Annotated in this window: 14 protein-coding genes and 1 tRNA gene; 11 read left to right on the top strand and 4 right to left on the bottom strand. The window is 48.7% G+C overall.

Annotated features, from left to right (window positions below; translation table 11 throughout):
• The first annotated feature begins 113 nt into the window (after nucleotides 1-113).
• The 5 genes from PKI34_11780 (at nucleotide 114) to PKI34_11760 (ending at nucleotide 11,156) form a co-directional block, all read left to right on the top strand.
• Entirely contained in the window at nucleotides 114-5,519 is a 5,406-nt protein-coding gene (locus PKI34_11780) for an MG2 domain-containing protein (protein ID HNS18487.1), read from the top strand.
• Between the two features lie 166 nt (nucleotides 5,520-5,685).
• Complete coding sequence (locus PKI34_11775; protein HNS18486.1) at nucleotides 5,686-7,161, top strand: RNase adapter RapZ; 1,476 nt, start codon at nucleotides 5,686-5,688, stop codon at nucleotides 7,159-7,161.
• 22 nt (nucleotides 7,162-7,183) lie between these two features.
• Nucleotides 7,184-7,561, top strand: coding sequence for a hypothetical protein (locus PKI34_11770; GenBank protein HNS18485.1), 378 nt, complete (start codon nucleotides 7,184-7,186; stop codon nucleotides 7,559-7,561).
• On the top strand, nucleotides 7,558-8,316 hold the full coding sequence (locus PKI34_11765; GenBank protein HNS18484.1) for a nucleotidyltransferase family protein: 759 nt from the start codon (nucleotides 7,558-7,560) through the stop codon (nucleotides 8,314-8,316). Before PKI34_11770 ends, PKI34_11765 begins: the two co-directional genes overlap by 4 nt.
• Nucleotides 8,313-11,156: a PD-(D/E)XK nuclease family protein gene (locus tag PKI34_11760; GenBank protein HNS18483.1), complete on the top strand. Its 2,844-nt coding sequence runs from the start codon at nucleotides 8,313-8,315 to the stop codon at nucleotides 11,154-11,156. Before PKI34_11765 ends, PKI34_11760 begins: the two co-directional genes overlap by 4 nt.
• Nucleotides 11,157-11,167: 11 nt before the next feature.
• Here PKI34_11760 and amrB read toward each other — a convergent pair whose 3' ends face one another.
• A complete protein-coding gene (gene amrB / locus PKI34_11755) occupies nucleotides 11,168-12,655 on the bottom strand; it encodes an AmmeMemoRadiSam system protein B (protein HNS18482.1) in 1,488 nt (495 codons plus the stop codon).
• 107 nt (nucleotides 12,656-12,762) lie between these two features.
• Here amrB and PKI34_11750 point away from each other — a divergent pair, with 107 nt between their 5' ends.
• The 4 genes from PKI34_11750 to PKI34_11735 all read left to right on the top strand — a co-directional run bounded on the left by PKI34_11750 (nucleotide 12,763) and on the right by PKI34_11735 (nucleotide 18,194).
• Entirely contained in the window at nucleotides 12,763-14,892 is a 2,130-nt protein-coding gene (locus PKI34_11750) for a fused MFS/spermidine synthase (protein HNS18481.1), read from the top strand.
• Between the two features lie 360 nt (nucleotides 14,893-15,252).
• Complete coding sequence (gene amrS, locus PKI34_11745) at nucleotides 15,253-16,434, top strand: AmmeMemoRadiSam system radical SAM enzyme (GenBank protein HNS18480.1); 1,182 nt, start codon at nucleotides 15,253-15,255, stop codon at nucleotides 16,432-16,434.
• Nucleotides 16,435-16,513: 79 nt separating this feature from the next.
• Nucleotides 16,514-16,588 (top strand) — tRNA-Asp (locus PKI34_11740).
• A gap of 259 nt (nucleotides 16,589-16,847) precedes the next feature.
• Complete coding sequence (locus tag PKI34_11735) at nucleotides 16,848-18,194, top strand: FISUMP domain-containing protein (protein ID HNS18479.1); 1,347 nt, start codon at nucleotides 16,848-16,850, stop codon at nucleotides 18,192-18,194.
• Nucleotides 18,195-18,425: 231 nt separating this feature from the next.
• Here the strand turns inward: PKI34_11735 and PKI34_11730 are convergent, their stop codons facing one another.
• On the bottom strand, nucleotides 18,426-19,853 hold the full coding sequence (locus PKI34_11730; GenBank protein ID HNS18478.1) for a DUF1254 domain-containing protein: 1,428 nt from the start codon (nucleotides 19,851-19,853) through the stop codon (nucleotides 18,426-18,428).
• Between the two features lie 274 nt (nucleotides 19,854-20,127).
• Between PKI34_11730 and PKI34_11725 the strand changes: the two genes are divergently transcribed.
• Both PKI34_11725 and PKI34_11720 read left to right on the top strand, forming a co-directional pair.
• Complete coding sequence (locus tag PKI34_11725) at nucleotides 20,128-21,312, top strand: IS110 family transposase (GenBank protein HNS18477.1); 1,185 nt, start codon at nucleotides 20,128-20,130, stop codon at nucleotides 21,310-21,312.
• 682 nt (nucleotides 21,313-21,994) lie between these two features.
• Nucleotides 21,995-22,249 (top strand): DUF86 domain-containing protein, encoded by a 255-nt coding sequence (locus tag PKI34_11720; protein HNS18476.1) that lies wholly within the window; start codon nucleotides 21,995-21,997, stop codon nucleotides 22,247-22,249.
• A gap of 139 nt (nucleotides 22,250-22,388) precedes the next feature.
• On the opposite strand, the gene PKI34_11715 is transcribed toward PKI34_11720, so the two are convergent.
• Both PKI34_11715 and PKI34_11710 read right to left on the bottom strand, forming a co-directional pair.
• Nucleotides 22,389-23,696, bottom strand: a complete 1,308-nt coding sequence (locus tag PKI34_11715) for a YCF48-related protein (GenBank protein HNS18475.1) — start codon at nucleotides 23,694-23,696, stop codon at nucleotides 22,389-22,391.
• A gap of 253 nt (nucleotides 23,697-23,949) precedes the next feature.
• Nucleotides 23,950-24,859, bottom strand: a 910-nt coding sequence (locus tag PKI34_11710; GenBank protein HNS18474.1) for a hypothetical protein, incomplete at its 5' end; no start/stop codon positions are given.

The following is a 24,859-nucleotide window of genomic DNA, read 5'->3' as shown; positions in this document are numbered from 1 at the left end:
TTTCATTCAAAGGTAATTATTTTTTTTTGATTCAAACGGCATTTTTCGTTAATTTGTGAAGGTTCTTCCCTGGTTGTAAAAAGTTTGACAGTGATCACATAATTCTCCGGATGATGGAAAAATGCAAGCGGTGTTATTTTATTTTCTCTGTGCTGCTGATTCTTGCTGCCTGTGCGACAAAACAAAGCATCAGGATCACCGACAGGGATTTCAGGGATGTTGTTCAACAGCATCAGAACCTGACCTTCGTTTTTAACCGGCCGGTTGTTTCAGATTCGTTGCTTAATCAGTGGGATTCGATCGGGTATCTTTCTTTCCGGCCCTCAGTAGAGGGAAAGTATATGTGGATCGCTCCGGACCAGTTAGTGTTTTCACCGGTCGAACCCTTTGCTCCCAGCACGGATTATACCGTGGGCATCTCGAAGGAGATCCTGCGGGTGACGGAGAAGAACCTGATGGTGGATGAAAGCGCCCTGACCTTCCATACACCCTATCTCGACCTTGAATCGGTATCGTCTTACTGGACCAGAAGTGAGGAGACCTGGGGAAAGGTGGAGGTAAGGGTTGCCTTTAATTTTTCGTACGACACCGATCCGGAATTATTCGGGCAATTGCTCCGGCTGAGCTACAGGAATGAACCGGTGCCTTTCATCCTCATTTCCAAAAATCCGTCGAGATCAATCGAGATATCACTGGATCGACCCAACCTGGAATCCCTGGCGAAACAAACCATTGACGCGGTCATTTCAGAAGGGCTGTCCTGTGTGGGAAGCACCTGGAAAAGCCAGAAAAGGGTGAAAACAGAAGTTCAGATACCATCAAAGGAAGATCTGCAGGTAGCAGGGATGACACCGGTGTGGAACAAGGGCAGGGGTAGTATCCTGATCAGGACCACACAACCTGTTGAAGGCACTAATCTGAAGGAAATGGTGGTCATTGATCCTTCTGTCGTTTTTACAGCGGAAGCAGTGAGAGACGGTATCCGGATCGAAGGTGAGTTCATGGAAGGACAGAGCTACAAGATCAGCCTTTCCGATAAGATCAGGGGCGTGTTTGGCAGGGAACTTGGAACATCATTCAGCCAGTTTATCACGTTTAATCCGATCGAATCCTTCATCGGTTTTACGGAAAAAAATGCGCAGTATCTTTCCTCAAAAGGGGAGCGCAATCTGGGCGTCCAGATCGTTCAGGTGCCAAAAATAAAACTCAGTGTTTTTCAAATATTTGAAAATAACCTGCTGCATTACCTCCGGACAGGGAAACAGTGGTCATGGATGTACGAGAATGATGAATCTTATGATTTTTACAATTATGCCTTTGACGAATATTACGGCCAGCTTGTCTTTAGCCGGGAGATAGAGACCAATCAGTTGCCCCGGAGCGGGAATGTCAGGCTGTTGAACCTGGATCTGAAGGACCTGGGGATCCCGGGTGCCTTTAAGGGAGTCTACCTGGTGAAAGTGGAATCCACGGACAAGAAGTGGCTGCAGGCAATTGAGATGGTTTCCCTTTCGGATATCGGCCTGATCGTCAAGGATGGGACAGAGGATATCCACGTTTTTGCAAATTCATTGGTGGAATCCTTACCCATGTCGGGAGTCCGCATCGATTTCATCAGTAAAAGCAATCAGGTGGTCTATTCAGCAACAACGGACAAGCAGGGACATGCGGTATACAGAAATAAAAGATCTGTACTGCCAGGTTCGCCGGTTAGCATGATCACGGCCAGGAAGGGAGATGATTTCAATTTTTTGAATTTCAATGACACCCGTGTGGAGACATCCCGGTTTGATGTGGGAGGCAAACGGACGCAATACAGTGATTATGATGTGTTCATTTATGGTGACCGTGAACTGTACCGGCCGGGCGATTCGGTGCACATCAACACGATCGTACGGACCACCCAATGGGAAAATATGCCCGGGATCCCCTTGAAGCTCAGGATGCTGACACCGGACGGCAGAACCTACCTGAGTTTAAGGAAAGTGCTTGATTCACAGGGTTCTGCGGAGAGCAACCTCCTGATTCCGGCCGATGCAATGACGGGCGCTTACACCATCGAGGCCTATTCAGGGAATGACATCCTGATCGGATCGTCTCATTTTCGCGTGGAAGAGTTCATGCCCGACCGGATCAGGGTCGTCACCTCTCTGGACAGGGAGGATTACACAGCAGGTGATAGCATAGCTCTGGATGTCCAGGCCACGAACCTGTTTGGTCCGCCGGCTGCTGACCGAAACATTGAAGTGGAACTTCAGCTTGCCCCAAAAGATTTCCAGCCCGTCTCCTTTTCCACCTATACTTTTCAGGTGAATTTACCGAAGAATTTGACATTTGGTTCGGTGCACAGAGAGGGAAAGACCGATGCCAGAGGCCACGCCTCAGAAATCTTCCGGATCGAAGAATACGAAAACATCGGAATTCTTCAGGGAAAATTATTTACAACCGTTTTTGACGAGACCGGCAGGCCCGTGAACCGGTTGAACCGTTTTGATTTCCATACGCAGGATCTTTTCTATGGCATCCGGAACCTGGATTACTGGGTGGCCACGCGAAGGCCTGTTCATCTTGGTTTTGTGGCCGTCAACAGGGATGGGGACAAAGTATCCCAGGCGAAGGCATACCTTGAGATCGTACATATCCGCTGGGAGACGGTGGTCGAACGGAGCGGCAACCGGTATGCCTACCGTTCGGAGAAGCAGGAATCCGTAATGTACAGTACGAACCTTTCACTCCATGACGGTTCGGCCACGTTTGATTTTACTCCTTCCGTTTCAGGAATGTACGAAGCCAGGCTGGCACCTGTTCCGGGCGCGAATTACGTTTCCCGGGAGTTTTACGCCTATGGGTACGGCGATACCGATTATGCTTCTTTTGAAGTCAGCCGTGAAGGAGAGGTTGTTATTGGTCTGGACAAAGAAACCTATAAACCCGGTGATAAAGCCAAGGTGCTGTTCACTGCGCCTTTTGACGGCACCCTGCTGGTTACGGTAGAAAGGGGCAATGTACTGGATTACCAGTATGTGGCAACTGAGGACAAGGCAGCAAGCCTTACTTTTTCCATTTCGGATCAGTATATTCCGAATGTCTATGTCACTGCCACAGCCATCCGCAGGATCGGGCAGGATGATTTACCCATTACGGTGGCCCATGGCTATTGCTCCCTTGCTGTGGAGAAGCAGGAAAATAAGCTTGACCTTTCGGTCCATGCGCAGGAATCCTCAAGAAGCAATACAAAACAGACCATTGCAGTCAGGACCGAGCCTGGCGCTGACGTGACCGTTGCAGTCGTGGACGAGGGGATCCTGCAGATCACCGATTATGGATCTCCTGACCCCTATGCCTATTTTTACCAGAAACGTGCCCTGGAGGTCAATCCGTATGATCTATATGCCTGGCTTTATCCGGAGCTGAAGGCAGAGCGGTCCAGTTTCGGAGGGGGAGAGGCCTTTGATCTCAGCAGGCGTATGAGCCCGATCACCAGCAAGCGGATTAAGCTGATATCGCTGTGGAGCGGGATCATGAAAGCGGATTCAAAGGGCCAATGTACCTTCACTGCCGATATCCCGCATTTTTCGGGCTCACTGCGTGTGATGGCTGTTGCCTACAAGGACAGCCGGTTTGCCGGGGCCGAATGTTCCATACAGGTGGCCGATCCGATCGTCATCAGTACGGCCCTGCCACGTTTCCTCAGCCCCGGCGACAAGATCTTCCTGCCGGTAATGATCTCCAACACGATGGAGCGTGATGCGGATGCCAGGGTGTCGCTCCGGTTCAAAGGGCCCCTGGAACGCATCGGGAACGAAGATCTCCGGATTGAAATCCCTGCCAAAAGTGAGAAGCAGGTGCTGTTTGAAGCACGTGCAGGGCAGGCCATCGGACAGGGAGATGTTACGGTTGAAGTCTCAGCCTTTGGTGAACGGTTCGCTGAAAACATTCACATTCCTGTCAGGCCGGCGGCAGGCCTTCAATCCATTACCGGATCGGGTGCGGTCAGCGGTGGAGAATCGCAGTTTTTTGAGATTAAAACTGACTTTTTAAATGGCACCACTGTATCGTATCTTCAGATCAGCAAGGCTCCGGTTGCTGAATTCACCAAAAACCTGAACAACCTGATCAACTACCCGTATGGTTGCATCGAGCAGGTGGTTTCCAGGGCATTTCCCCTGCTCTATTATGCTGATCTGGCAAAACTGCTGGGTCAGGAAAAGCAAAATACGGCCTATCATCCTGACTACCTTGTCAGGGAAGCGATAAGGAAGATCGGTGCGATGCAGCGTTATGACGGGGGGATCTTATACTGGCCGGGCGGAGATGAGGTCAGCTGGTGGGGAACCATTTATGCGGCCCATTTTCTGACGGAGGCCGGGAAAGCCGGTTACGCAACGGATCCAGGCGTGTTGAACCAGATGTTGCGGTTCATTGCATCCAGGGCAAAAGAAAAGGAAACAGAGGATTATTTTTTTACGGATGAAGCAGGCAATACGGTCCGCTACCAATGGCCCAAGCGGGAAATCTTCTATTCACTTTACGTCCTGGCAATGAACGGATCGCAGAATGTTTCCCTGATGAATCATTACAAACCCCTGACAGCGCAGATGACGGATGACAGCCGCTACCTGCTGGCTGCAGCTTACCTGCTGACCGGTGATGAGGCCAGTTATCAGAAACTGCTCCCTGCCGGGATGCAGGCCGTTCATTCGCAGCGATCATTCGGAGGCAGTTTTTATAGCCACACCCGCGACCTGGCGATCATCTTGTCCACCCTGCTGGATGTGGATCCGGATAATCCGCAGATTCCCGTATTTTCAAAGGCCCTGTCGCTGGAACTCAAACAGCAAGCCTGGCTGTCGACACAGGAGTCTTCCTTTGCCCTCATGGCGCTGGGAAAACTGTCGAACCAGGCACGGAAGTCAACGGTAGAGGCTGCGGTCAGGATCAGTGGTGCAGAGGCAGGCAGTTTTACAGGACAGGACCTGACCCTCTCAGAGGATTTGAACAATAAACGGGTGGAATTGGTTACAACGGGCCAGGGCACACTGTATTATTCCTACGGTGTTGAGGGAATCAGTGCTTCAGGCAAAATCACGGAAGAAGACCGGCATATGCAGGTGCGGAAAGCATTCTTTACCCGCGATGGCACGCCGGTGAGTTCCATGGTATTTGGACAGAATGACCTGATCGTCGTGCAGATCAGTGTCCGGTCGGAACTGCTGAGCCAGATCGAGCATATAGCCATTACGGATGTTTTGCCGGCCTGTTTTGAGATTGAGAATCCCAGGCTGAACCCGGAGCGCGAGCTTGCGTGGATCAAAGATGCCGGGTACCCTGATTATCTGGATATCCGCGACGACCGCATCTCCTTTTTCACGATGGCGACCAGGGAATGGAAGCATTTTTATTATACCGTAAGGGCTGTTTCGACAGGTGAATACAAAATGGGACCCGTCAACGCCGAGGCCATGTACAACGGGGAGTATCATTCGTATAGTGGCGGAGGGACGGTTACTGTGAGATGAGAGATGAGAGATGAGAGATGAGAGATGAGAAATAAAATCTCTCTCATTTCTCCTCTCTCCTCTCTCCTTTCTCCTCTCATTAAAAATGGCCAGAAGTTATTGTCAGACCAAACCTGTTCCTTCAGCTCTTCGTTGATCTTGTGCAGTATTTGACGAAGTTGATTAAATGAATAACTTTGCAGTACAAAGACCCATTTCGTTGGATATTCAGATTTTACAGCAGCTTTTCAGGAAGTGGTCGGGGAAAAAGCCCGAATCCATCGTTTCCATTTACGGTTCAGGATCGTCAAGGCACTATTTCCGGTTGCAGAGCGGTAATCTTTCTGCCATCGGCGTTTTCAATCCCGTTGAGGAAGAAAACAACGCATTTGTCAGCTTTACCCGGCATTTTCAATCCCATCACCTTCCCGTGCCGGAGATCTATGCCGAAGATCTTCGGCAAAATGCCTATCTGGTAAGTGATCTTGGCGATAGTTCACTTTTTTCACTGGTTGAAAAGAACAGGGGGAACGAATGGTTTTCTTCAATGGAAATTGAAGGGATCTACAAACACGTGCTGGATTGCCTGATTCGCTTTCAGGTCATTGCAGGTCGGGACTTTGATTACACTTTTTGCTACCCCAGGGAAGTTTTTGACATCCAGTCCATGATGTGGGATCTTGATTATTTCAGGTACTATTTCCTGCGACCTGCCCGGATCCCTTATGATGAAGGAAAATTGGAAGAGGATTTTACGATCCTGGCGCAGTTCCTTGCTCAGGCCGATGCAGCGTATTTCATGTACCGTGATTTTCAGTCCAGAAATATTCTACTGGTGAAGAATAATCCTTATTTTATTGATTATCAGGGAGGAAGAAAAGGTCCACTGCAGTATGACCTGGCTTCGCTTCTTTTCCAGGCAAAAGCCGGATTGCCGGAGGATTTCAGGGACAGGATGCTGGAGTATTATCTTGACAGAATATCATCGCACATGAAGGTTGAACGGGAGGAGTTCATCCGGTATTTTAACGGATTTGTCCTGTTACGCATGATCCAGGTCCTGGGAGCGTACGGGTTCAGGGGCCTTTTTGAAGGGAAATCACATTTCATCGTGAGCATCCCCCACGCTATCGCAAACCTGCGGTGGTTTTTGGATAACGTGACCCTGAGTGTCAGATTGCCCGAACTGAACAGGGTGCTGCACAATATAACCGTCTCAAGAGCCTTCGTGGCTCCGGCTGCACAACAGGATACGCTGACCGTCACGATCCAAAGCTTTGCTTACAGAAATTCAATCCCCAGAGACCTGACCGGGAACGGGGGAGGATTTGTTTTTGATTGCCGTGCACTGCCCAATCCCGGCCGGGAAGAAAAGTACCGGTATTTCAGCGGAAGGGATATTGCCGTCAGGGAATTCATGGAGGAACAGGCCGAGACGGAAAAATTTCTGGAGCCTGTCTTTCAGCTCGTTGATCACCAGATCATTGCTTACCTGGAACGGAAGTTCACACACCTGATGGTCAGTTTTGGGTGTACGGGCGGTCAGCACCGGTCGGTCTACTGCGCCGAGAAACTGGCCGGACATGTCAAAGGGAAATTCGGCATTCCTGTTGAGCTTATCCATACGGAACAGGCCAACTGGATATCGGAACTTTTTTATTAATCCTGGAACCGGAATATCTCCAATGAAATTCAATCTTGAACTTTACAAGGGACGTGAGGAGATCATCCATCAGACTGCCGAACAGATCATCCGTGATTTTGGCCGGTTCGGAGTGGAGATCATTTTTTCGGGAGATACCGGAATGGCTTACCAGGAGCTCTTTCATCAGCTGGACCGGAACATCTCTCACCTTATCGAGGATGATTTCGGTAAACTCTATGCCCTTCTGTACCAGATCGATATCAGTGAGTCATCCATTGTTGCCAGAAAGAGGGAATTTCCTCAGCACCCCGACTCGGAGATCCTGACGGAACTGATCATTCACCGGGAACTGAAAAAGGTGCTCACCAGAAAATATTTTAAGGCACAGAAGGATCAGCAAAGCTCCGGCCCCCTATGAAAGCGATGATCCTGGCTGCCGGACGGGGTACACGACTGCATCCCCTGACAGAAAAAGTGCCTAAGGCATTGATTCCCCTGGATGGAATCCCTTTGTTGGAAATCCTGATCCTTCGCCTGAAGCAGTCTGGTTTTGATCGCATCACGCTGAATGTTCATCACTTCGGACAACAGATCATTGATTTTCTAGAAAGCCGGGATCATTTTGGCCTATCCATCGATGTTTCGGATGAAAGGGACTGTTTGCTGGATACCGGCGGAGCAATAAAAAAGGCGATGCCCCTGCTGGGTGACGGGGAGCCCGTGCTGATCCATAACGTGGATGTGATCTCCTCCGTGGACCTGGCCGCCCTGGTGCGGCATCACGTTCAGGCTGAGGCGCTGGTAACGCTCTGTGTGCAGGAACGTGCATCCTCCCGGTATTTTTATTTCAGCAGCGACGACCGGCTTTGCGGCTGGAAAAATCTGAAGACCGGCCAGGAAAAGAGGGTGCAGACGGATGCAAATCCTGATAAACAAAGAGCTTTCAGTGGTATTCACGTCATCGGGCCCCGTTTTTTAGAAATGGTAGCAAGGCATCATTGTTTTCCGGCAAACATGGATGTGTTTTCCATAGTTGATGTGTACCTTTGTCTGGCTGCAAAGGGAAAAGTCATTGGCTTTGACCACACGGGAGAAGCGTGGACCGATCTTGGCAATCCCCAGCAGCTGGCCAAAATGGAGGAATCAATCACCAGGAAAAGAAGGAATCCATGACAGCCTTTCTCGACCGTTTTGCCGGTGAATTCATCCGTCAGGCTGACGGAGAACCCGACCGGTATTGCGTGGTGTTGCCCAACCGGCGTGCAGGGCTGTTCTTAAAACGCTACCTGGCCAGGTATATCACGAAACCCATTTTTCTGCCGGCTATTTATTCAGTGGAGGATTTCATTCTCCATCTTTCCGGGTTGCAGGTGATGGATCCCATTGAATTGCTGTTCCGGCTTTTTCATGTTCACCGTGATCTGGAGGGCAAGGAGGCACAGCCTTTTGATGATTTCATCAACTGGGGTAAGGATCTGATCCGGGATTTCAACGAGATCGACCAATATCTTTCAGATCCGCACTCCTTGTTCACCTATCTCACCGAAGCAAAGGCTATCTCGGTCTGGAACCTGAACCATGAGCCCCTGACGCCGTTCCAGCAGAAGTACGTGAAGTTCTATCAGTCCCTCGAATCCTATTACTCCCTTTTTTCTGTGCGCCTTCTTGAACTGGGGAAGGTTTACCAGGGGCTGGCCTACCGAAGGCTGGCAGAAACGATCGGAGAAGTGTCGGTCAACCTGCCCTGGAAGAAGGTTTTTTTTGCTGGCTTCAACGCACTGACCACCGCTGAGGAAAAGATCATCGGAACTCTGTTTGCACAAGGCCAGGCATTGCTTTACTGGGATGCCGATGCGTATTATATGGATGATTACCTACAGGAAGCCGGCCGGTTTCTCCGTTCTTATAAGAATAGGACTGCCTTTGGATCATTTCAATGGATCGAAACAGGTTATCAGTCGGAAAGCAAGGATATAACGGTCACAGGTGTTCCGAAGAATGTGGGCCAGGCGAAAATGGCGGGTACGATCCTGGCCGGGTGGCAGGAGCAAAAGATCCTGGCCGAAGAAACAGCCGTAGTTCTCATTGATGAGAACCTGCTGCTGCCCGTTTTGAACTCCCTTCCGGCCACGGTTCAGGATTTCAATATAACGATGGGTTACCCTCTGAAAAACACGCCTGTCTTCGACCTGGTGGAAGCCGTCATGGTGATGCACGAAAATGCAGAGCGGTTTTCCGGCCTGGCTGAACAGACAGGATGGAGGTACTACCATACAGATGTTTACAAGATTCTTAATCACCCCTATGTACTGGGATTGGCGGAGCGGACAGATCCCGTCAGGGAAGAAATCACCCGGTTGCTGGGTAAAAACATCGTTTTTTATGGTGGTGATTTTGTCAGGAACGTCTTTGATAAGATTGATCCGGTATTTGCTCAGCGTATCGGTTTCTTGTTTGCAAGGTGGAAAAACGGGATTTCCGATGCCCTGGAATGCCTGCTGAGTCTGATGGAGCAGCTCCGGGACGTACAAATGGCCCCGGGAGGCAATGGATCCCGTATTGATCTTGAATACATTTATCATTTTACCCGCCTGATCGTCAGGTTACGTTCGGTACAGGAACAGGATCCTGTGAACATGAAAACCAGTACGCTGCATAACCTGGTCCGCCAGCTGGCGACCGTGATGACACTTCCTTTTTATGGCGAACCCCTGAAAGGATTGCAGATCATGGGAATGCTGGAGACCCGCAACCTTGATTTCAGGAATCTCATCCTGCTATCGGTCAACGAAGATCTCCTGCCTTCCGGCAAGCATGCACATTCGTTCATTCCCTTTGATATACGAACGGCGTTTGACCTTCCCACCTATAAGGACCACGATGCGGTTTTTGCCTATCATTTTTACCGCCTTATCCAGCGGGCCGAAAGGGTCCATCTGCTTTACAACACAGAACCTGCTGAAATGGGAGGCGGTGAGCAGAGCCGGTTCATTACGCAGCTCGAGCACGAACTGCCCGGGTACAATCCTTCCGTGAAGATCCGCTCAGGGCTGGCAACGCTGCCACCCCTTGTTCGCCGGGCGATGAAGGATATTGTGATCGAAAAAAACGAGCGGGTGCTCGGCCAGTTAGACATACTGGCGGATAAAGGTTATACCCCCAGCTCACTCAATACGTTCAGAAACTGCTCCCTGCAGTTCTACCTGCAACATGTGGCAAAGATCAATGTCCCTGAAGAGCCGGAGGAAACCATCGATGCCAGGACGATGGGTTCGGTCATCCACGACGTGATGAAAACACTCTATGTTCCATTCCTCGGGACGAACGTTCAAACAGGGGATATTGACCAAATGGTCAAAAGGGCGGATGAGCTGACCATGGAGTCCTTTCGGAAGTTTTATCCTGAAAATGATATCCGGTACGGGAAAAACCTGCTCATTGTCAATATATCCAAAGTCCTGATCAGGAATTACCTGCATTGGGAAAAGAACTGGCTCAGGGAACAGCATAATGGCTCCATGCTCATCAACCTGCTGGAGGAATATATTTCATCCGACCTGGAGATTCTTTTCCGGAACAAGCCGCTCCGGGTCAGGATCATGGGCAAGCCCGACCGCATTGATTTTGTTGGAGAAAACTATCGGATCATTGATTACAAGACGGGCGGCGTCCGTAAAAATGACCTGAGCCTGAAATCGTGGGACAGGCTGATCACGGATCCGGCAGCGGATAAAAGTTTCCAGGTCGTCTTCTACGGCTATCTTTTTCATTCACAGCATCCTGAACTGGCCGAAGGCATTGAACCGGGAATCATCAGCCTGCGGGCGCCCAGTGCCGGTCTGATGACGGTCAATTTACCCGACAAAGCACGGTTGATTGATTCCATACCCCAGATCAGGGATGTCATCCTTGCATTGCTGCAGGACATATATGATCCGGACGAACCTTTCCGGATGACCGGGGAGATCAAAAACTGTGAATATTGCCCTTTCAAAGGGATCTGTATCCGATGATGGCCTGATGGCTACTTCAGGTCAAATTCATTTTCGGAGAAGATGATGGCTTCGTAAGTATAGAGCTCGGCGTCTTTCCAGCCGTCCCAACCCAGGCCGGCCTTGTCGCGTGAGCAATGTCCGAGAAATTCCTCTTTTGTCCAGCCCGTTTCCGTTGCAACCTGGGGCAGGAATGTTCCGCTGGTGAATCCTTTCTTCATATAGATGCCGTGTTTTCCCAGGATGATCTCGTCGATGGAGCTGATCTTCTTCAGGGGTGTCAGCACGGAGATCTCGATGTCGATCTTGTCCAGTTCATCCTCTGAAACCGGCTTGAAGCGTGAGTCCTGTGTGGCTGCTGCAACCGACATCGCCTGCACCACTTCGTAAAGCGGTTCTTCCGGATTGAATCGTCCGATGCAGCCTCTCAGGCTTCCATTCTTGTGCAGGGTCACAAAGGCTCCGGTGGGCACTTTCAGGTCGTTGCCCACTTCTTCCGGTCTGATCACCGGCGTGCGATGTTCTTTCACGTAACGTTCAACGGTCTGGCGGGCGATCTTAAGCAGCTGCTTCCTGTCTTCGGCATTCGCCATGAAGTCCCCGGCTGGTTCCTGGCTGACTTCTTTCAACGAAAAGGAGATCGCATAGTAACCGACCACCCTGTTTTTATCACCATAGGGCGTGTCACCTGAGTTTTTATAAAGAATGGGTGTTGTGATTATCTTTTCGTTACCTTCGGTCATGTAAAGCAGGGTCAGTACGGAAGTCCAGCCGCAAATGCTGGTGGCCAGGTTAGGGATTTGCTTCGCGTCGTTCTTTTTCAGGGTTGCCAGAAATTCTTTCGGATCGTTCAGCAGGATGGAATTGGCCGTGGCAATGTCAACGGAAAGAGCATCTTTATAGGACGGGTAGTGTGAAAAATCGGTACTGATGACAAACAGATTGTCTTCGTTGAGGTAGGGTTTGAGTATGGAGGCAATATCCTTGCAGACCTGTGCAGACTGACTCCCAATAATGATGGGCACCAGTGATATGTTCTCCCCCAGTAAGTATTGCAGAAACGGGAGCTGAACTTCGAGGCTGTGTTCATAGGCATCTGCTTCCTGATCAAAGGTGAATACATCATTTTCATCCACCAGTTTTTTTGCCAGTTCCCTGTCGATCTTCACTTTCCCGAGGGGGGTTTTATAATCACCCTGGTAGTAGATGGAGGCTCCTCCCATATATTTGACGTGGCTGGAGGCAAGAATGAAGATGTGTTTATAGGTCCTGTCCCGGTCAATCTGGTTGAAGGCAGATGCAGCGACCTCTCCCGAATAAACATATCCGGCGTGGGGTGAGATCACGGCCAGGACGTGATCATTTCTTTTTGAAACAGCTTTATTGAACAGCGTTTTCAGATCGGTTTTCAGCTCTTCCGGACGGCCGGCATAGAATTTTCCGGCAGCATAAGGTTCACGGTCAATGCAGGTATCCTTGTTCTCCTTGTTCTGGGAGCCACAATGTGCTTGAAAGATCATAATGAAGGAAATTAGGAGGAAATTGAATCTACTGACGCGCATATTTTGGTTATTTTCGTATGGTGTTCTCTTTTTGGAGATACCTGCAAAGATACAAAATGCTACCGGTGAATCATAGAAGCCTGATGATTTCTGTCGTGGTTGCCGGATTCACGTCCATCGCGGTCCAGATCATTCTCCTGCGGGAATTCCTGGTGGTCTTTCACGGAAATGAACTGGTATACGGTATCATTCTCGCCAACTGGATGTTGCTCACGGGCCTCGGTTCCTGGCTTGGCCGCCGGACCGGCATGGCGGTCAAAGCATACCGTACCCTGCTGAACATCCAGGTTTTGATGGCCATCCTGCCGATGATCATCACCTTTCTGTTGAGTTACCTGCGAAGCAGGGTAGTTTCCCCGGGCAGGATGCTGACCGTGACCGAGGTCTACTATTCTTCATTTGTCCTTTTATTGCCTTTCTGCCTGATCAGCGGGTATCTTTTCACCCTGCTTAGTGCAGTCATTTCCAGTGAAGAGCAGATGAATCGCATCGGGAAGGTTTATGGGCTTGAATCGCTGGGCAGCATGGCAGGCGGGATGGTGTTCAATTTCATTCTGGTCCTTTTTCTGAATTCCTTTCAGAGCCTAACGGTGATCATGGCGGTAAACCTGCTGGCGGCCTGTTTCACTTCCAAATACTTATTTAAGGGCTGGCGGAAATATGCCATTCCCCTATTTTCCATTCTGTGTATTTTTTTTATGATCATAGCCGGACCGGAACGCAGAACGTTAGAATACCTCTACAGGGACCAGGAAGTGGTGGATCATCAGGAAACGCCTTATGGCAAGCTGGTCTTGACACGTACGAGCGACCAGCTGAACCTGTATGAAAACGGAGTGGTGCTGTTCACAACCCAGGATGTCTCCATGGTCGAAGAGTCGGTTCATTACGGCATGGTCCAGCATCCGCATCCCCGTAACGTGCTCCTGGTCGGAGGCGGTATGACGGGCATGCTCAGTGAAATTGAAAAGTATAGGGTTGACCGGGTGGATTATGTCGAGATCAATCCCTGGGTGGTCAGGATGGGAGAGAAGATCATCGGTCAGTTCAGGGACTCCCTGGTAAATATTCATTACAGGGATGCCAGGTTATTTGTACGGAAGACCCGTGCGACCTACGATGTGGTCCTGATCAATCTTCCGGAGCCTTCCACGGCGCAGTTCAACAGGTATTATTCCGTTGAGTTTTTCGAAACGCTGAAAGAAAGGCTCAGCAACGGCGGGGTGGTATGCACGGGGCTGGCTTCATCGGCAAATTATATGAGCGAAGAAGCTCGGAAGGCCAACTCGGTCCTGTACAATTCGCTCCGGTCGGTTTTTCCGAAGGTGATCATGATCCAGGGCCGTAAAAATTTTTACCTGGCCTCGGATTCAGTGCTGACACACCGGGTTGCCGAAAGAATCAGCACCCTTGGTTTGGAAAACATCTTCGTGAATGCTTATTATTTAAACGATGACCTGGTCGAGGCAAGAGGAGAGATGGCCGTATCGTCGCTGGATCGCACTGCGGGTGTCAACCGGGATCTGAGGCCATTGGCCTACTACCAGCATATGAAGCTGTGGCTGAGCCATTTTCACTTAAAACTTACCATTCCTTTACTGATGATAGGGTTTTTTCTGCTGTTGTTTGTGGTTTTCCTGAAGCCGGTGAGCCTTGGTTTGTTTGCCGGAGGATTTACCTCCGCATCCGTTGAATTCATCCTGATCATTGTTTTCCAGGTCATTTACGGGTATGTGTATCAGATGACGGGTGTGATCATCATGGTTTTCATGGGGGGGCTGGCCCTGGGTTCCCTGGTGGTCTTCCGGATGGTACCCCGGCAGGGCATCCGGTCATATTCACTGATCCTGTTATGCCTTGCCACTTTCTGCTTGCTGCTTCCCCTGTTCATCGCCGGGATGACCGCATTGCAGGGACAGGTCATTCTCATCCATATTTTGTTTCTGACATTGGTCCTGTTATTTTCGATGCTTGCCGGGATTCAGTTCAAGCTGGCCACGTCATTATCCGTTCAGACGCCTGGAAAGCTGGCGGGTCAGCTTTATGCGGCGGACCTGACCGGCTCGGCCTTCGGCGCACTGCTGATGGCGGCGATCCTGTTGCCCCTTCTGGGTGTCGGCCTGTCGTGCCTGATCCTTGGCGCGGTGAACCTGCTGGCTGCGGGGAATGTCCATTTTCGGGGAAAAGCTTCGTAATGAGCTGCAAGCTGCAAGCTTGGAATATAATTTCTCCTCTCTCCTCTCTCCTTTCTCCTCTCCTGTTGTGCCTTATTCCAATTATGCTTATTTTTGTATTCCTGTACCCTACCCCTGCACGAGGTTGTGTCAAAAGTGGTTTTTAAACACAAAGGTACACAAAGTATTTTTAATAAGGAACACTAAGTAGTTGACTGTCATGTATTTAACTTTGTGTTCCTTTAGTTAAACCTTTGTGTTACTTTGTGGTTAGGTATTTTTGACACACCCCCGACGGGGTAGGGGTACATCAAGGTAATCACAGTGAATTCGTTTTGATATAACCGAATATAGATTGTCGTAAGAGAATGAGGGTGATTAATGGATAAGGTTAAGAAGACAAACCGGAAAATGACCAAGCGGGAGTTTTTGCGTTACAGCATCTGCGGAGCCTGCGGCATCGCACTTGGATTTTCTGTCATTGATTCCATCGCGGGTAAGATCCTGCATCCGGAGAAATCCCTTCCAGTGTTTCCGCCTGACAAACCCTGGAAATGGAGCAAGGAGGCCAGCTTTTACATCCAGACGCCCAGGGGGATCAAATGCCTGATATGCCCCAATGAATGCGTGATCACGGATGATAAGCCGTCGATCTGCCAGAACCGGGAGCTTTATCAGGGTAAGTTATATTCCATTGCCTATGGCAATCCCTGTGCGGTACACATTGACCCGATCGAAAAGAAGCCGCTGAATCATTTTCTGCCTTCGTCGCTGTCCTATAGCATTGCGACCGCAGGATGCAATCTCAAGTGTCTCAACTGTCAGAACTGGAGCATTTCGCAGGCCAGTCCCCGCGATACGCGAAACTACGATCTGATGCCTGCGCAGGTGGTGGAGGAGTGCATCAAAAACAAATGTGCATCCATTGCCTATACGTATTCTGAGCCCGTCACTTTTTATGAATATACGTATGATACCGCCAGGCTTGCCAGGGAAAAAGGCATCAGGAACGTGATGGTCACGGCCGGTTACATCAATGAGAAGCCGTTGAGGCAGTTATGCAGTGTGATCGATGCGGCCAATGTTGATCTGAAATCCTTCAGTGACGAAGTGTATATGATGCTGAATGCGGGCAGCCTGGATCCGGTGCTGAACACCCTGAAGATCATGAAGGAAGAGGGGGTGTGGCTGGAGATCACCAATCTGGTGGTCCCCACCTGGACCGACGACATGGACCTGATCCGGGAGATGTGCCGGTGGCTTGTGAGCAATGGATTTGAGGATACCCCGCTGCATTTCAGTCGTTTCCATCCCGAGTACCAGTTGCCTAACCTGCCGCCCACGCCGCTTTCGACACTGACAAAAGCCAGGGACATTGCCACGGGCGAGGGGTTGCGGTATGTTTACATTGGCAATGTACCGGGGGATACATCGAGTAACACCTATTGCCCCAATTGCAAGAAATTATTGATTGAGCGGAAAGGCTACACGATTACGAAGAATGACATTACAGACTCGAAGTGCAGGTATTGTAGCGAGGAGGTAGCTGGGGTATGGGGGTAGATTGAAAAAATATTTTATTTTTTCAATCAAATGTTATAACTTTGCGCTCCCAAAATTATAATTTTGGTGTTTTAATCGTGGTGCGGTAGTTCAGCTTGGTTAGAATACATGCCTGTCACGCATGGGGTCGCGGGTTCGAGCCCCGTCCGCACCGCAGGCAACAAAAGCAGCGGTTTCAACATTTGAAACCGCTGCTTTCTTAATATCCGATGAACGATTAACCGATATCTGATTTCTGAGTTCACTTCAAAAATTAAAAATCATCATTCCTTGTTCGTCAATCAAAATCAGTGGTGAATAATAGCTGATCATCTATCACCGACTGGCAAGGCAGGATTCTTTCAGAACCGGATTCTATTTGCCATCTCCTCAAAATTTCTTATTTTTATCACTTCGTCCAAACCTGACAGATCATGTCTGAAAAAATCATCCTCGTTGCATTTTTTGCAATCTTGAGCCTGGGGTTATATTCCCAGCGTCCAACGATTGAGCTGACCTTCACGGCTGTCGACAGCGCAGCCTATGTCCGATTAGACAGCATCAGGGTGATGAACCGCACACAGGGGAGTGAAACCTTGATCTACTGGCCTGATACCACGCTATCACTTGAAATCAATCCCGGGGATTGGCTGCTCTATGTTGGTTATGCCACTTTCTCCATAGTAGATATTCCGGAAGAGAATGATGATATTTCGTCATTTTCTGTTTATCAAAACTATCCGAATCCAATGGGAGACCGCAGTGAAATCTCGATGTACATTCCTGAGAAAGGGAAAGTACAAATGATGATAACAGATTTACAGGGTAAGATTGTTCTTCGCACCGACCGGCAGCTTGACGGAGGACATCATTCTTTCAGGTTCATTCCCGGTGGTGGCCATCTCTACTTCTTAACAGCCAATTGGAATGGAATAAGCCGGAGCATTAAGATGATCTCCACGGGGCCGAACGATGGTAAGAGATGCAGGTTAGATTATATCGGAGGTACTGCTGAAGTGGATAGATTGAAAACTTCTTTGCAAACCAATGATTTCATTGTCCGTGAATCCGGCATACTGGACAACCCGGAGGAAAGCGCTACCTACACCTTCCGGTTTGCCACCAACATCCCATGCCCGGGAACGCCTGCGGTGGAATACGAGGGCCAGGTGTACAACACCATCCAGATCTTCAGCCAGTGCTGGCTGAAGGAAAACCTGAATGTAGGCGAGATGATCGAAGGAACAATTGAACAATCGAACAATGGAACTATAGAGAAGTACTGTTATAACAACGAACCCGACAGTTGCACCAAGTACGGCGGCCTGTATCAGTGGAACGAGATGATGCAGTACACCATCCAACAAGGAACCCGGGGCATTTGCCCGCCGGGATGGCACCTGCCCACCGATGAGGAATGGAAGGTGCTGGAAGGGGCGGTGGACAGCCAGTATGGGATCGGTGACCCGGAATGGGATATATATTATGATTACCGTGGATTTGATGCCGGGACGAACCTGAAGACCACCAGCGGCTGGTATGAGAACGGCAACGGCACCGACCTGTTCGGCTTCTCAGGTCTGCCCGGTGGCCGCCGCTACCTCAGTGGTAACTTCGGCTTCTTTGGCATCTACTGCTTCTGGTGGGTCTCGACGGAGGACATCGACTACCTCGCGTGGGACCGTGACCTCTATTTCGACTACCCGGAAGTGAATCGGTACTACGACTTCAAGGGAATCGGTTTCAGTGTTCGCTGTCTTCGGGATGAGTGTGAGCCGTGAGCGCAGAGCGCGAAGGGCGCACACCCTTCGTACTAAGCGCGTAACTGTTGTAATAATGATAGAATAAATGACTTAGTATTAATTGGACATGCCGTATAAGTTGACCAGTGTGTGCCGATCAGTATTGACCAAATTAACTTCCAGATAATCAATTAAATTATGTTGTCAACACGGACTGGCCTAAGGAGGTCAAAGAGATCGGCGTTTCCATCTTATGGAAGTCTGTTTTTACTACTTTGCTTTCACCATCGGCGGATTCACCCATTCCCCCTTTAGTACCGATTCTTCCGGCCCATAAATCCTCAGGACACAGTAAAAAGGCCCGTTGGGAGCCGGCAGCCAGTTGCTCTCCGAAGCTTTGCCGGGGGAATCCTTCTGGATATAAAAAGTAAGCGAACCGTCCTTCCCATATACAAAGTCCTTCAGCATGGAAGAATTAAGAAGGTATCGGTTCAACGGGTTAGTGATCAGCAGTTTGGTATTGCCATCGTACATAGTTAAGGACCAGAAAGCTTTCACCGGTGGTAATTGCCCGCCAGGGAATGTAACGGTATATTTATTTGAGGAGGCGTTCAAAGGATTGCCTTCCGCATCCATCAGGTAAATAGGATACACTGCTTCCTCTCCTGAATTGGCGTAGAGGCCAATGTGTGCTGCAGAGGCCCTGATCAGGAATAAATTATCCATCCGGTAGTTTTCCCTTGCACTTTTCATTAATAACGCCCTTGTCCCGACAATTTTAGCGCTGACAATCGGATCGTTGTTCATTTGTTCAATGAAATTCTCCATGTCGCTAAAACCTTCCTTCACACCCTCTTCGATGGCTTTCTGGACGTCTGGGTCAAAATCGTTGAGATTAAAGGTTTTGCCCTTGCCGATATTCAATTTGGCAAAACGCCCCATGAGTTCTTTTTCTTCAGGAACAGGCTCCACCAGATTCAGCATTGCGTTCATGTAAGGGAATATGGCCACCGTGAACTGGTCGCCTTCATGCCATTTATGGCTATCAATGGTTTCCGTTCCCGGTACCGGCTCACCGCCCAGGTACTCACTCAGGGGTTGTACCTTATAGGAATCCTGGATCTCTTTTACCCTTGCCAGGTCGTCCGGGCTGAAAAGCTGGATCCTCACAACGATAAAGAACAGTGGGGTTTCACAGGGAATGACCTTGTCGATTCCGTCCGGTGTTTCCCCTTTCCAGCCCGGCCCGGTGATCATGTATTTTCCAGCGCCGTTTCCCGTGCTAAGGGTGCCTATATATGCGAAATTATGGGTATACATGTCTATCAGCTGGAAGCTGTAATACCGTTCAGGCTCCAAACCGGGCACCGTGATCACCACTGGTTCTTTTCTGAGATCGCCCCACATATAACATTCAGGTGTGTCGGAGCTGGGAGATACAATTGTCTTATCTTCCGGAGTGAGAAGCCTTGCTTCGCAAGCAAGGAAGTTGAACGGGCCTTTGTACCTGGGATTACTCTTATCCAGGGTAAAAGCATACATGGTCTTGTAATTCACAACCATCGGGAAACCATAGATGTAGGCTTCTTTGGCGATGGTCTTAGCTTCTTCGGGGGAAAGACCTTTTTGCTGGTTGCATGCTGACAATGCAACAACTAGAATTGGAATTAAAATTAAGATCCGGATCGTGTTTTTCATAAGTAAAGTATTTAATATATCGGTCCAATAAACAGAAATATGATAAAAAAAGATGATGAAATTTTGGATGCTTTGCACTGTGCCTCGTCAGAGTAATCTTAACTACTTCGGTTATATCTCAATATGTCATCTACTCAAACCTACATAATAATTGCAATTCATACACGCACTGCATAAAAATCAGTGTTCCGGCTGGAGCCGGAACACCTCCACAGCCTTACCTTTATACTGATAACGAGCTCGAAGCTCAATGTTTGACATAACTTATAAAGTCATGAAAAAGGTCTGTGGTCTTGATGTGCATAAAGATACAATTTTTTTATGCATTTTGGCCGAGAATGGTCAAACATTGTTAAAAGAATTTAGCACGCTCACCCCCGACATTGAAGAGATGCGTGATTTAATCAAAGAACAACAAGTGAGTGAAGTTGCCATGGAAAGTACGGGTATTTACTGGATGCCAATATGGCGGATATTGCAAGGCCATGTGGAGATGAAATTGGTGAACCCATACTTTATCAAACAGTTGCCTGGTCGGAAGACGGATGTAAAGGATTCCCAATGGATAGCAACAGTACTGCAAAAGAAGCTGATCAAGGGGAGTTACATACCGGGGAAACACATTCAGGAGTTACGACAATATGAACGTCGTTATGTTCATATATGCGAGCAGGTAACCCGGGTTGAGCAGGCACTTGACCGACAATTACACCGTTGTAATATTCGCATCACCAACTTTACAAGCAAGGTAGGCAGTGCATCAGTAATGGGTGTTGTACGAGGGCTTGTCAAAGGAGAAACGGCTCCGGAGGCATTGATCAAGCACATTCACGGGCGTATTACCAATAAACATAAAGAAAAAATTGCAGCTTCGTTAAAAGGGATTATTTCTGATTCGGACCGGTTTATCTTTCGCCAAAATTATGAAGAGTTGGAACTTCTATCGCGCCAGCAGCAGGAATGTGTTAAGGAGATGGAAAAAATATGCGATACTTTGTACAAGGAAGAATTGAATCTGCTATGTACCGTTCCAGGCATTCAAAAATGGAGTGCGATGACCATTATTGCCGAACTGGGGGTTGACCTAAAAACTTTTATAACTGCTGCATCATTAGTTGGTTGGGCTGGACTGAGGCCCCGTAATGATGAAAGCGCCAAAAAAATCAAAAGCAGAAAAATTACCAATGGCAACAAGTATCTCAGAAGGATACTCGTACAATGTGCATGGGGAATAACCCGGTCGAAGGGTTGTTGGTTAAGTGATAAGTTTAACGAATTGGCAAAGCGGCGTTCGCAAAAGAAGGCTTTAATAGCCATTGCAAGAAAACTATTGGTGATAATTTGGCATATTCTTTCAAAGCATGAATCATATAAGGAATACAAACCCAAGCTAAGCAAAGAACAGAAACAAAAACGCATTGCAAGATTAGAAAAACAGATCCTTGAGCTTCAAGCATAATAAGGTCGGGTATCTTTGTGGTGGTTAGACCCCGTACACAAACTGACTATTTTTTTTGTTAAGCACACGCACCTGAGTTCTGAACTCGCAGAGGAAATTATTCACCAAGATGCTTTTGCTTGAATCATCATTATTTGAAGTTCAGATTTATAGAGGAAAGATACAAAGTTTATACTGAACAAAAAAGAATTTTATTTCCGCCGAATAAAATAAGCGATAAAGGATTATATCCTGATCAAATAGTATTTAGGTGCAGGAAATTGGTACTCGAAAACCGCCCTTCTCCTCCTTTCAAAGCCCATTTCCGGCTTTTAACATTTCATCAATATCTGCTTTGTTTTGATGTGTTTCTGGTTCAGCCCCTATCCCCCGGTCCCTTCCCCGTTTGTTCCCGCCCCTATCCCCCAAGGGGGTGTGTCATAAGTACTTAACCACTAATGAACACGAAGGATTTCACAAAAAGACACAAAGTAATATTACTGATTATCAATTCCTTAGTGTTCCTTCGTGAAGCACTTTGAGTACCTTTGTGTTTAAATTATGTATTTTGACACACCCTCGAGATCCGCATCATCGGCCAATAATGCCGCAAGGATTCTATGGGCCGTGTTAATGTGGATCATCTCGTAAGTTACGTGAACGAAACAGGGAAACTGACTGAAAACTGGATTCCTGTTATAAGATTCTTGAATATACAGAAGGCATAACCTTTGAGGAGTTTGAGCGTGATAACAAAACCGTTGATGCGGTCATTCGAAATTTTGAAATTATTGGGGAAGCGACCAATTTGCTGCCTGATCACATCAAAGAAAAATATACAGAGGTCGAATGGCACAGGATCAGAGGATTTCGAAATCGAATCATTCATGATTACTTTGGAGTCGATCTACACATCATCTGGAAAATCACCCACGAACAGATACCGGTGAAGGATTAACCGATATCTGATTTCTGAGTTCACTTCAAAAATCAAAACTCAACACTCCTCTGTTCGTAAATCAAAAGGAGTGTGGGTGGCTGACGGGGGTGCGCGACAAATGCTCGTGCACACTTTGGGATGACATCGGTTGCAATCATCAAATGAGCGGTGAATTCTTTAAAGCAGAAGGATGAAATTTAAGATTCAGTAAACCACCACGGATCCTTGTATGATCCACTTTGGATGAGGAGCGGATCACGGCGGTGGGCCAGCGGTTATCTGTTCCCGGGAAGGGCGATGTTACGCCATCGGCAAGGGGTTCACCTTTCGATCGACCGTCGGGAAAGGCATTGCATACTTTTCCAACTGCCCAGCCTTTTTCAGGATCAATGAAAAACACATCCACTATCGGGTTGGAGGTTGGATTCGTCTGGCTGATCCAATCCTGTCCCCCGTTCGTTGTATGGGCGATCTGTCCCCACCAATCATTGCTGACGACCCAGCCGTTGTATTGATCCAGGAAAAACACGTTATCGACAGAGCCGTAAATCGGGTTGCTTTGGGCGGCCCAAGTCTGGCCTCCGTCAGTTGTATGCAGGATCACTCCTTCCTTGGTACCGGACTCTTTCGAATTCCAGGTGCTGCCTCCGTCCAGAGTTTCCAGTATGATGCCCTTATCGCCCACGGCGTAGGCGGGACCAATTATTCCTTTGGTTTCAACAGCCTTCATGTTGATGAATGCTGTTTGATTCTCTTTTACCCAGGTCTCTCCTCCATCGGATGAACGGACGATGACGGCCTGGTTCCCACAGGCACGGTAGTCGCCGTTGGGGACTATATCAATGCCAAGGAGGTTATGGGTGGTGGGAACGGAATGCGATTGCCAGGTTGCACCGTCATCTTTTGAACTGATGATCAATCCCTGGTTGCCTGAAATCCAGATTTCATCACATCCTATTATATCAACTTCCCAAAAATAAGTATGAATGGGGCAATTGAGCTTAATCCAGGTTTCACCATGATCGAGGCTTCTTAAAATAATGTCGTTGCCACATATCACGGGACAGTCTCCCCCCGAAGCCTTAATGGAATACAAAGCTGCCTGCGTACCGCTGTATTGTTTCGACCAGGTTTCCCCCGCATTATCCGTATAGAAAATAAGCCCGTTGCCACCTACGATCCAACCATCGCCTGTAATCTCGTTCATATAGATACAGTGCAGGTCCTCAGAAGTTCTGAGGTCAACCAGTTCCCAATCATTGCCTGAATTTATTGTTCGCATCACTGTTCCCATGTCGCCGACTGCCCATCCTATGACGCCGTTCATGACGATGGAATTCAGATCGTTCCCCTGGAGGTATGGATTTTGCCAGTTCCAGCCTGTCTGCTGCGAAAACAAAGCGGTTGCACTTGCCAGCAAAATGGCCAGCGTAAAGGCTTTTGATTTAACAATAATGGTATTCATGGCTATGAAATTTTTGAATTGAACCTGGATGTTGCACCCCTGTGAGCAGGGCGGTCGTCATTCCATCCGCTTCAAAGGGCCTGTATTAACACTCCATAAATATAATAAAAAATCAGGGAAATCAAATAAAAATGTCCTAAAAATATCAACAGGGAATGGGATGGGGCACAATGGGTAAATTCCCCGGGGCTTGAACCGGAATCAGCATCCAGAGGATTTGCCCTGGGATGCACACTGTGAATGAAAATGACCTTTATTCCTTTTTGGAAGGAAGATCGGTTTTCAGAGGGGTGCCGTCTGCTGCCACTCCTTCAGGATGTACGATGCTGGTTTTTGTCTCCGGTGCAGGCCGTTGAGCAGAACCTGTTCCTGAAGAGCTTTCTATAGCTGGTTTCTCCGTTTTGGGCTGTATGCCCTGGTCTGGCTGACCTGTCTCATCGGGGCCATCTGGCCCGGTTTGCTGGATCTTTTCCGGTGTGCCGGGTTTGGGCAGATTAGGATCCAATGTTGGTTTGGAAGGATCCGGCAGTGTGGAGGGATGAACGCCGACCACCAGTTTTCCGTTTTCATAGTACAGCCCTTCCCCGTTTGACTTGAGATCAGCGTCGTTATGCAACCCCCTTGCAAGGTTTCTGGTATACCCGGGATCAATTACTTCCTCAGGCAGCTTGGGGTGTTCATAGCCAGCACGCTGACCGATCGCTATGTAATTCACTCGGACATTGCTCCTGCCCGCATTGTTTTCCACGACTGAAAATCCGGATCTGGAGACTTCAGCAAGGTAGACCCCGTTGGAATTACCCGTTGGTGTTACCGTGACTACGATGGATTCTTCCGAGGAAACTGAAGCTGCAAATGCAGGATCGAAGTCTATGAAAGCCTTTCCCCCCGACAGGGTTGCGGTGCCACAGGTTTGAACCGTTACATCGGTTGAAACATGGGTATAGAGTACCTTATGGCCACCGATTCCGTCCTGCTGAAGATGAACATCCAGGTTGTTCTTATACACCGGTCCGTTCGAGAACAGGGCATAAATTCCTCCTTCTGAATAAAGTCCATAGACCTTTCCATGAATATCGGCCCCCATCAGGTCACCCCACGCTCCTATGCCGATTCCGATGCTGGCCTGGCCGGATTTACCTCCCCCACTGGCGTAACTTGTG

Source organism: Bacteroidales bacterium (assembly GCA_035342335.1).
Taxonomy (GTDB): domain Bacteria; phylum Bacteroidota; class Bacteroidia; order Bacteroidales; family JAGONC01; genus JAGONC01.
The sequence above is the reverse complement of the archived record's forward strand: the minus strand, read 5'-3'. Positions and strand labels throughout refer to the sequence as shown.

Bases quoted from the DNA above. Each gene is read 5' to 3' on its own strand.
- PKI34_11780 (HNS18487.1), top strand. From the start codon at position 114: ATGGAAAAATGCAAGCGGTGTTATTTTATTTTCTCTGTGCTGCTGATT.
- PKI34_11775 (HNS18486.1), top strand. From the start codon at position 5,686: ATGAATAACTTTGCAGTACAAAGACCCATTTCGTTGGATATTCAGATT.
- PKI34_11770 (HNS18485.1), top strand. From the start codon at position 7,184: ATGAAATTCAATCTTGAACTTTACAAGGGACGTGAGGAGATCATCCAT.
- PKI34_11765 (HNS18484.1), top strand. From the start codon at position 7,558: ATGAAAGCGATGATCCTGGCTGCCGGACGGGGTACACGACTGCATCCC.
- PKI34_11760 (HNS18483.1), top strand. From the start codon at position 8,313: ATGACAGCCTTTCTCGACCGTTTTGCCGGTGAATTCATCCGTCAGGCT.
- amrB (HNS18482.1), bottom strand. From the start codon at position 12,655: ATGATCTTTCAAGCACATTGTGGCTCCCAGAACAAGGAGAACAAGGAT.
- amrS (HNS18480.1), top strand. From the start codon at position 15,253: ATGGATAAGGTTAAGAAGACAAACCGGAAAATGACCAAGCGGGAGTTT.
- PKI34_11735 (HNS18479.1), top strand. From the start codon at position 16,848: ATGTCTGAAAAAATCATCCTCGTTGCATTTTTTGCAATCTTGAGCCTG.
- PKI34_11730 (HNS18478.1), bottom strand. From the start codon at position 19,853: ATGAAAAACACGATCCGGATCTTAATTTTAATTCCAATTCTAGTTGTT.
- PKI34_11725 (HNS18477.1), top strand. From the start codon at position 20,128: ATGAAAAAGGTCTGTGGTCTTGATGTGCATAAAGATACAATTTTTTTA.
- PKI34_11715 (HNS18475.1), bottom strand. From the start codon at position 23,696: ATGAATACCATTATTGTTAAATCAAAAGCCTTTACGCTGGCCATTTTG.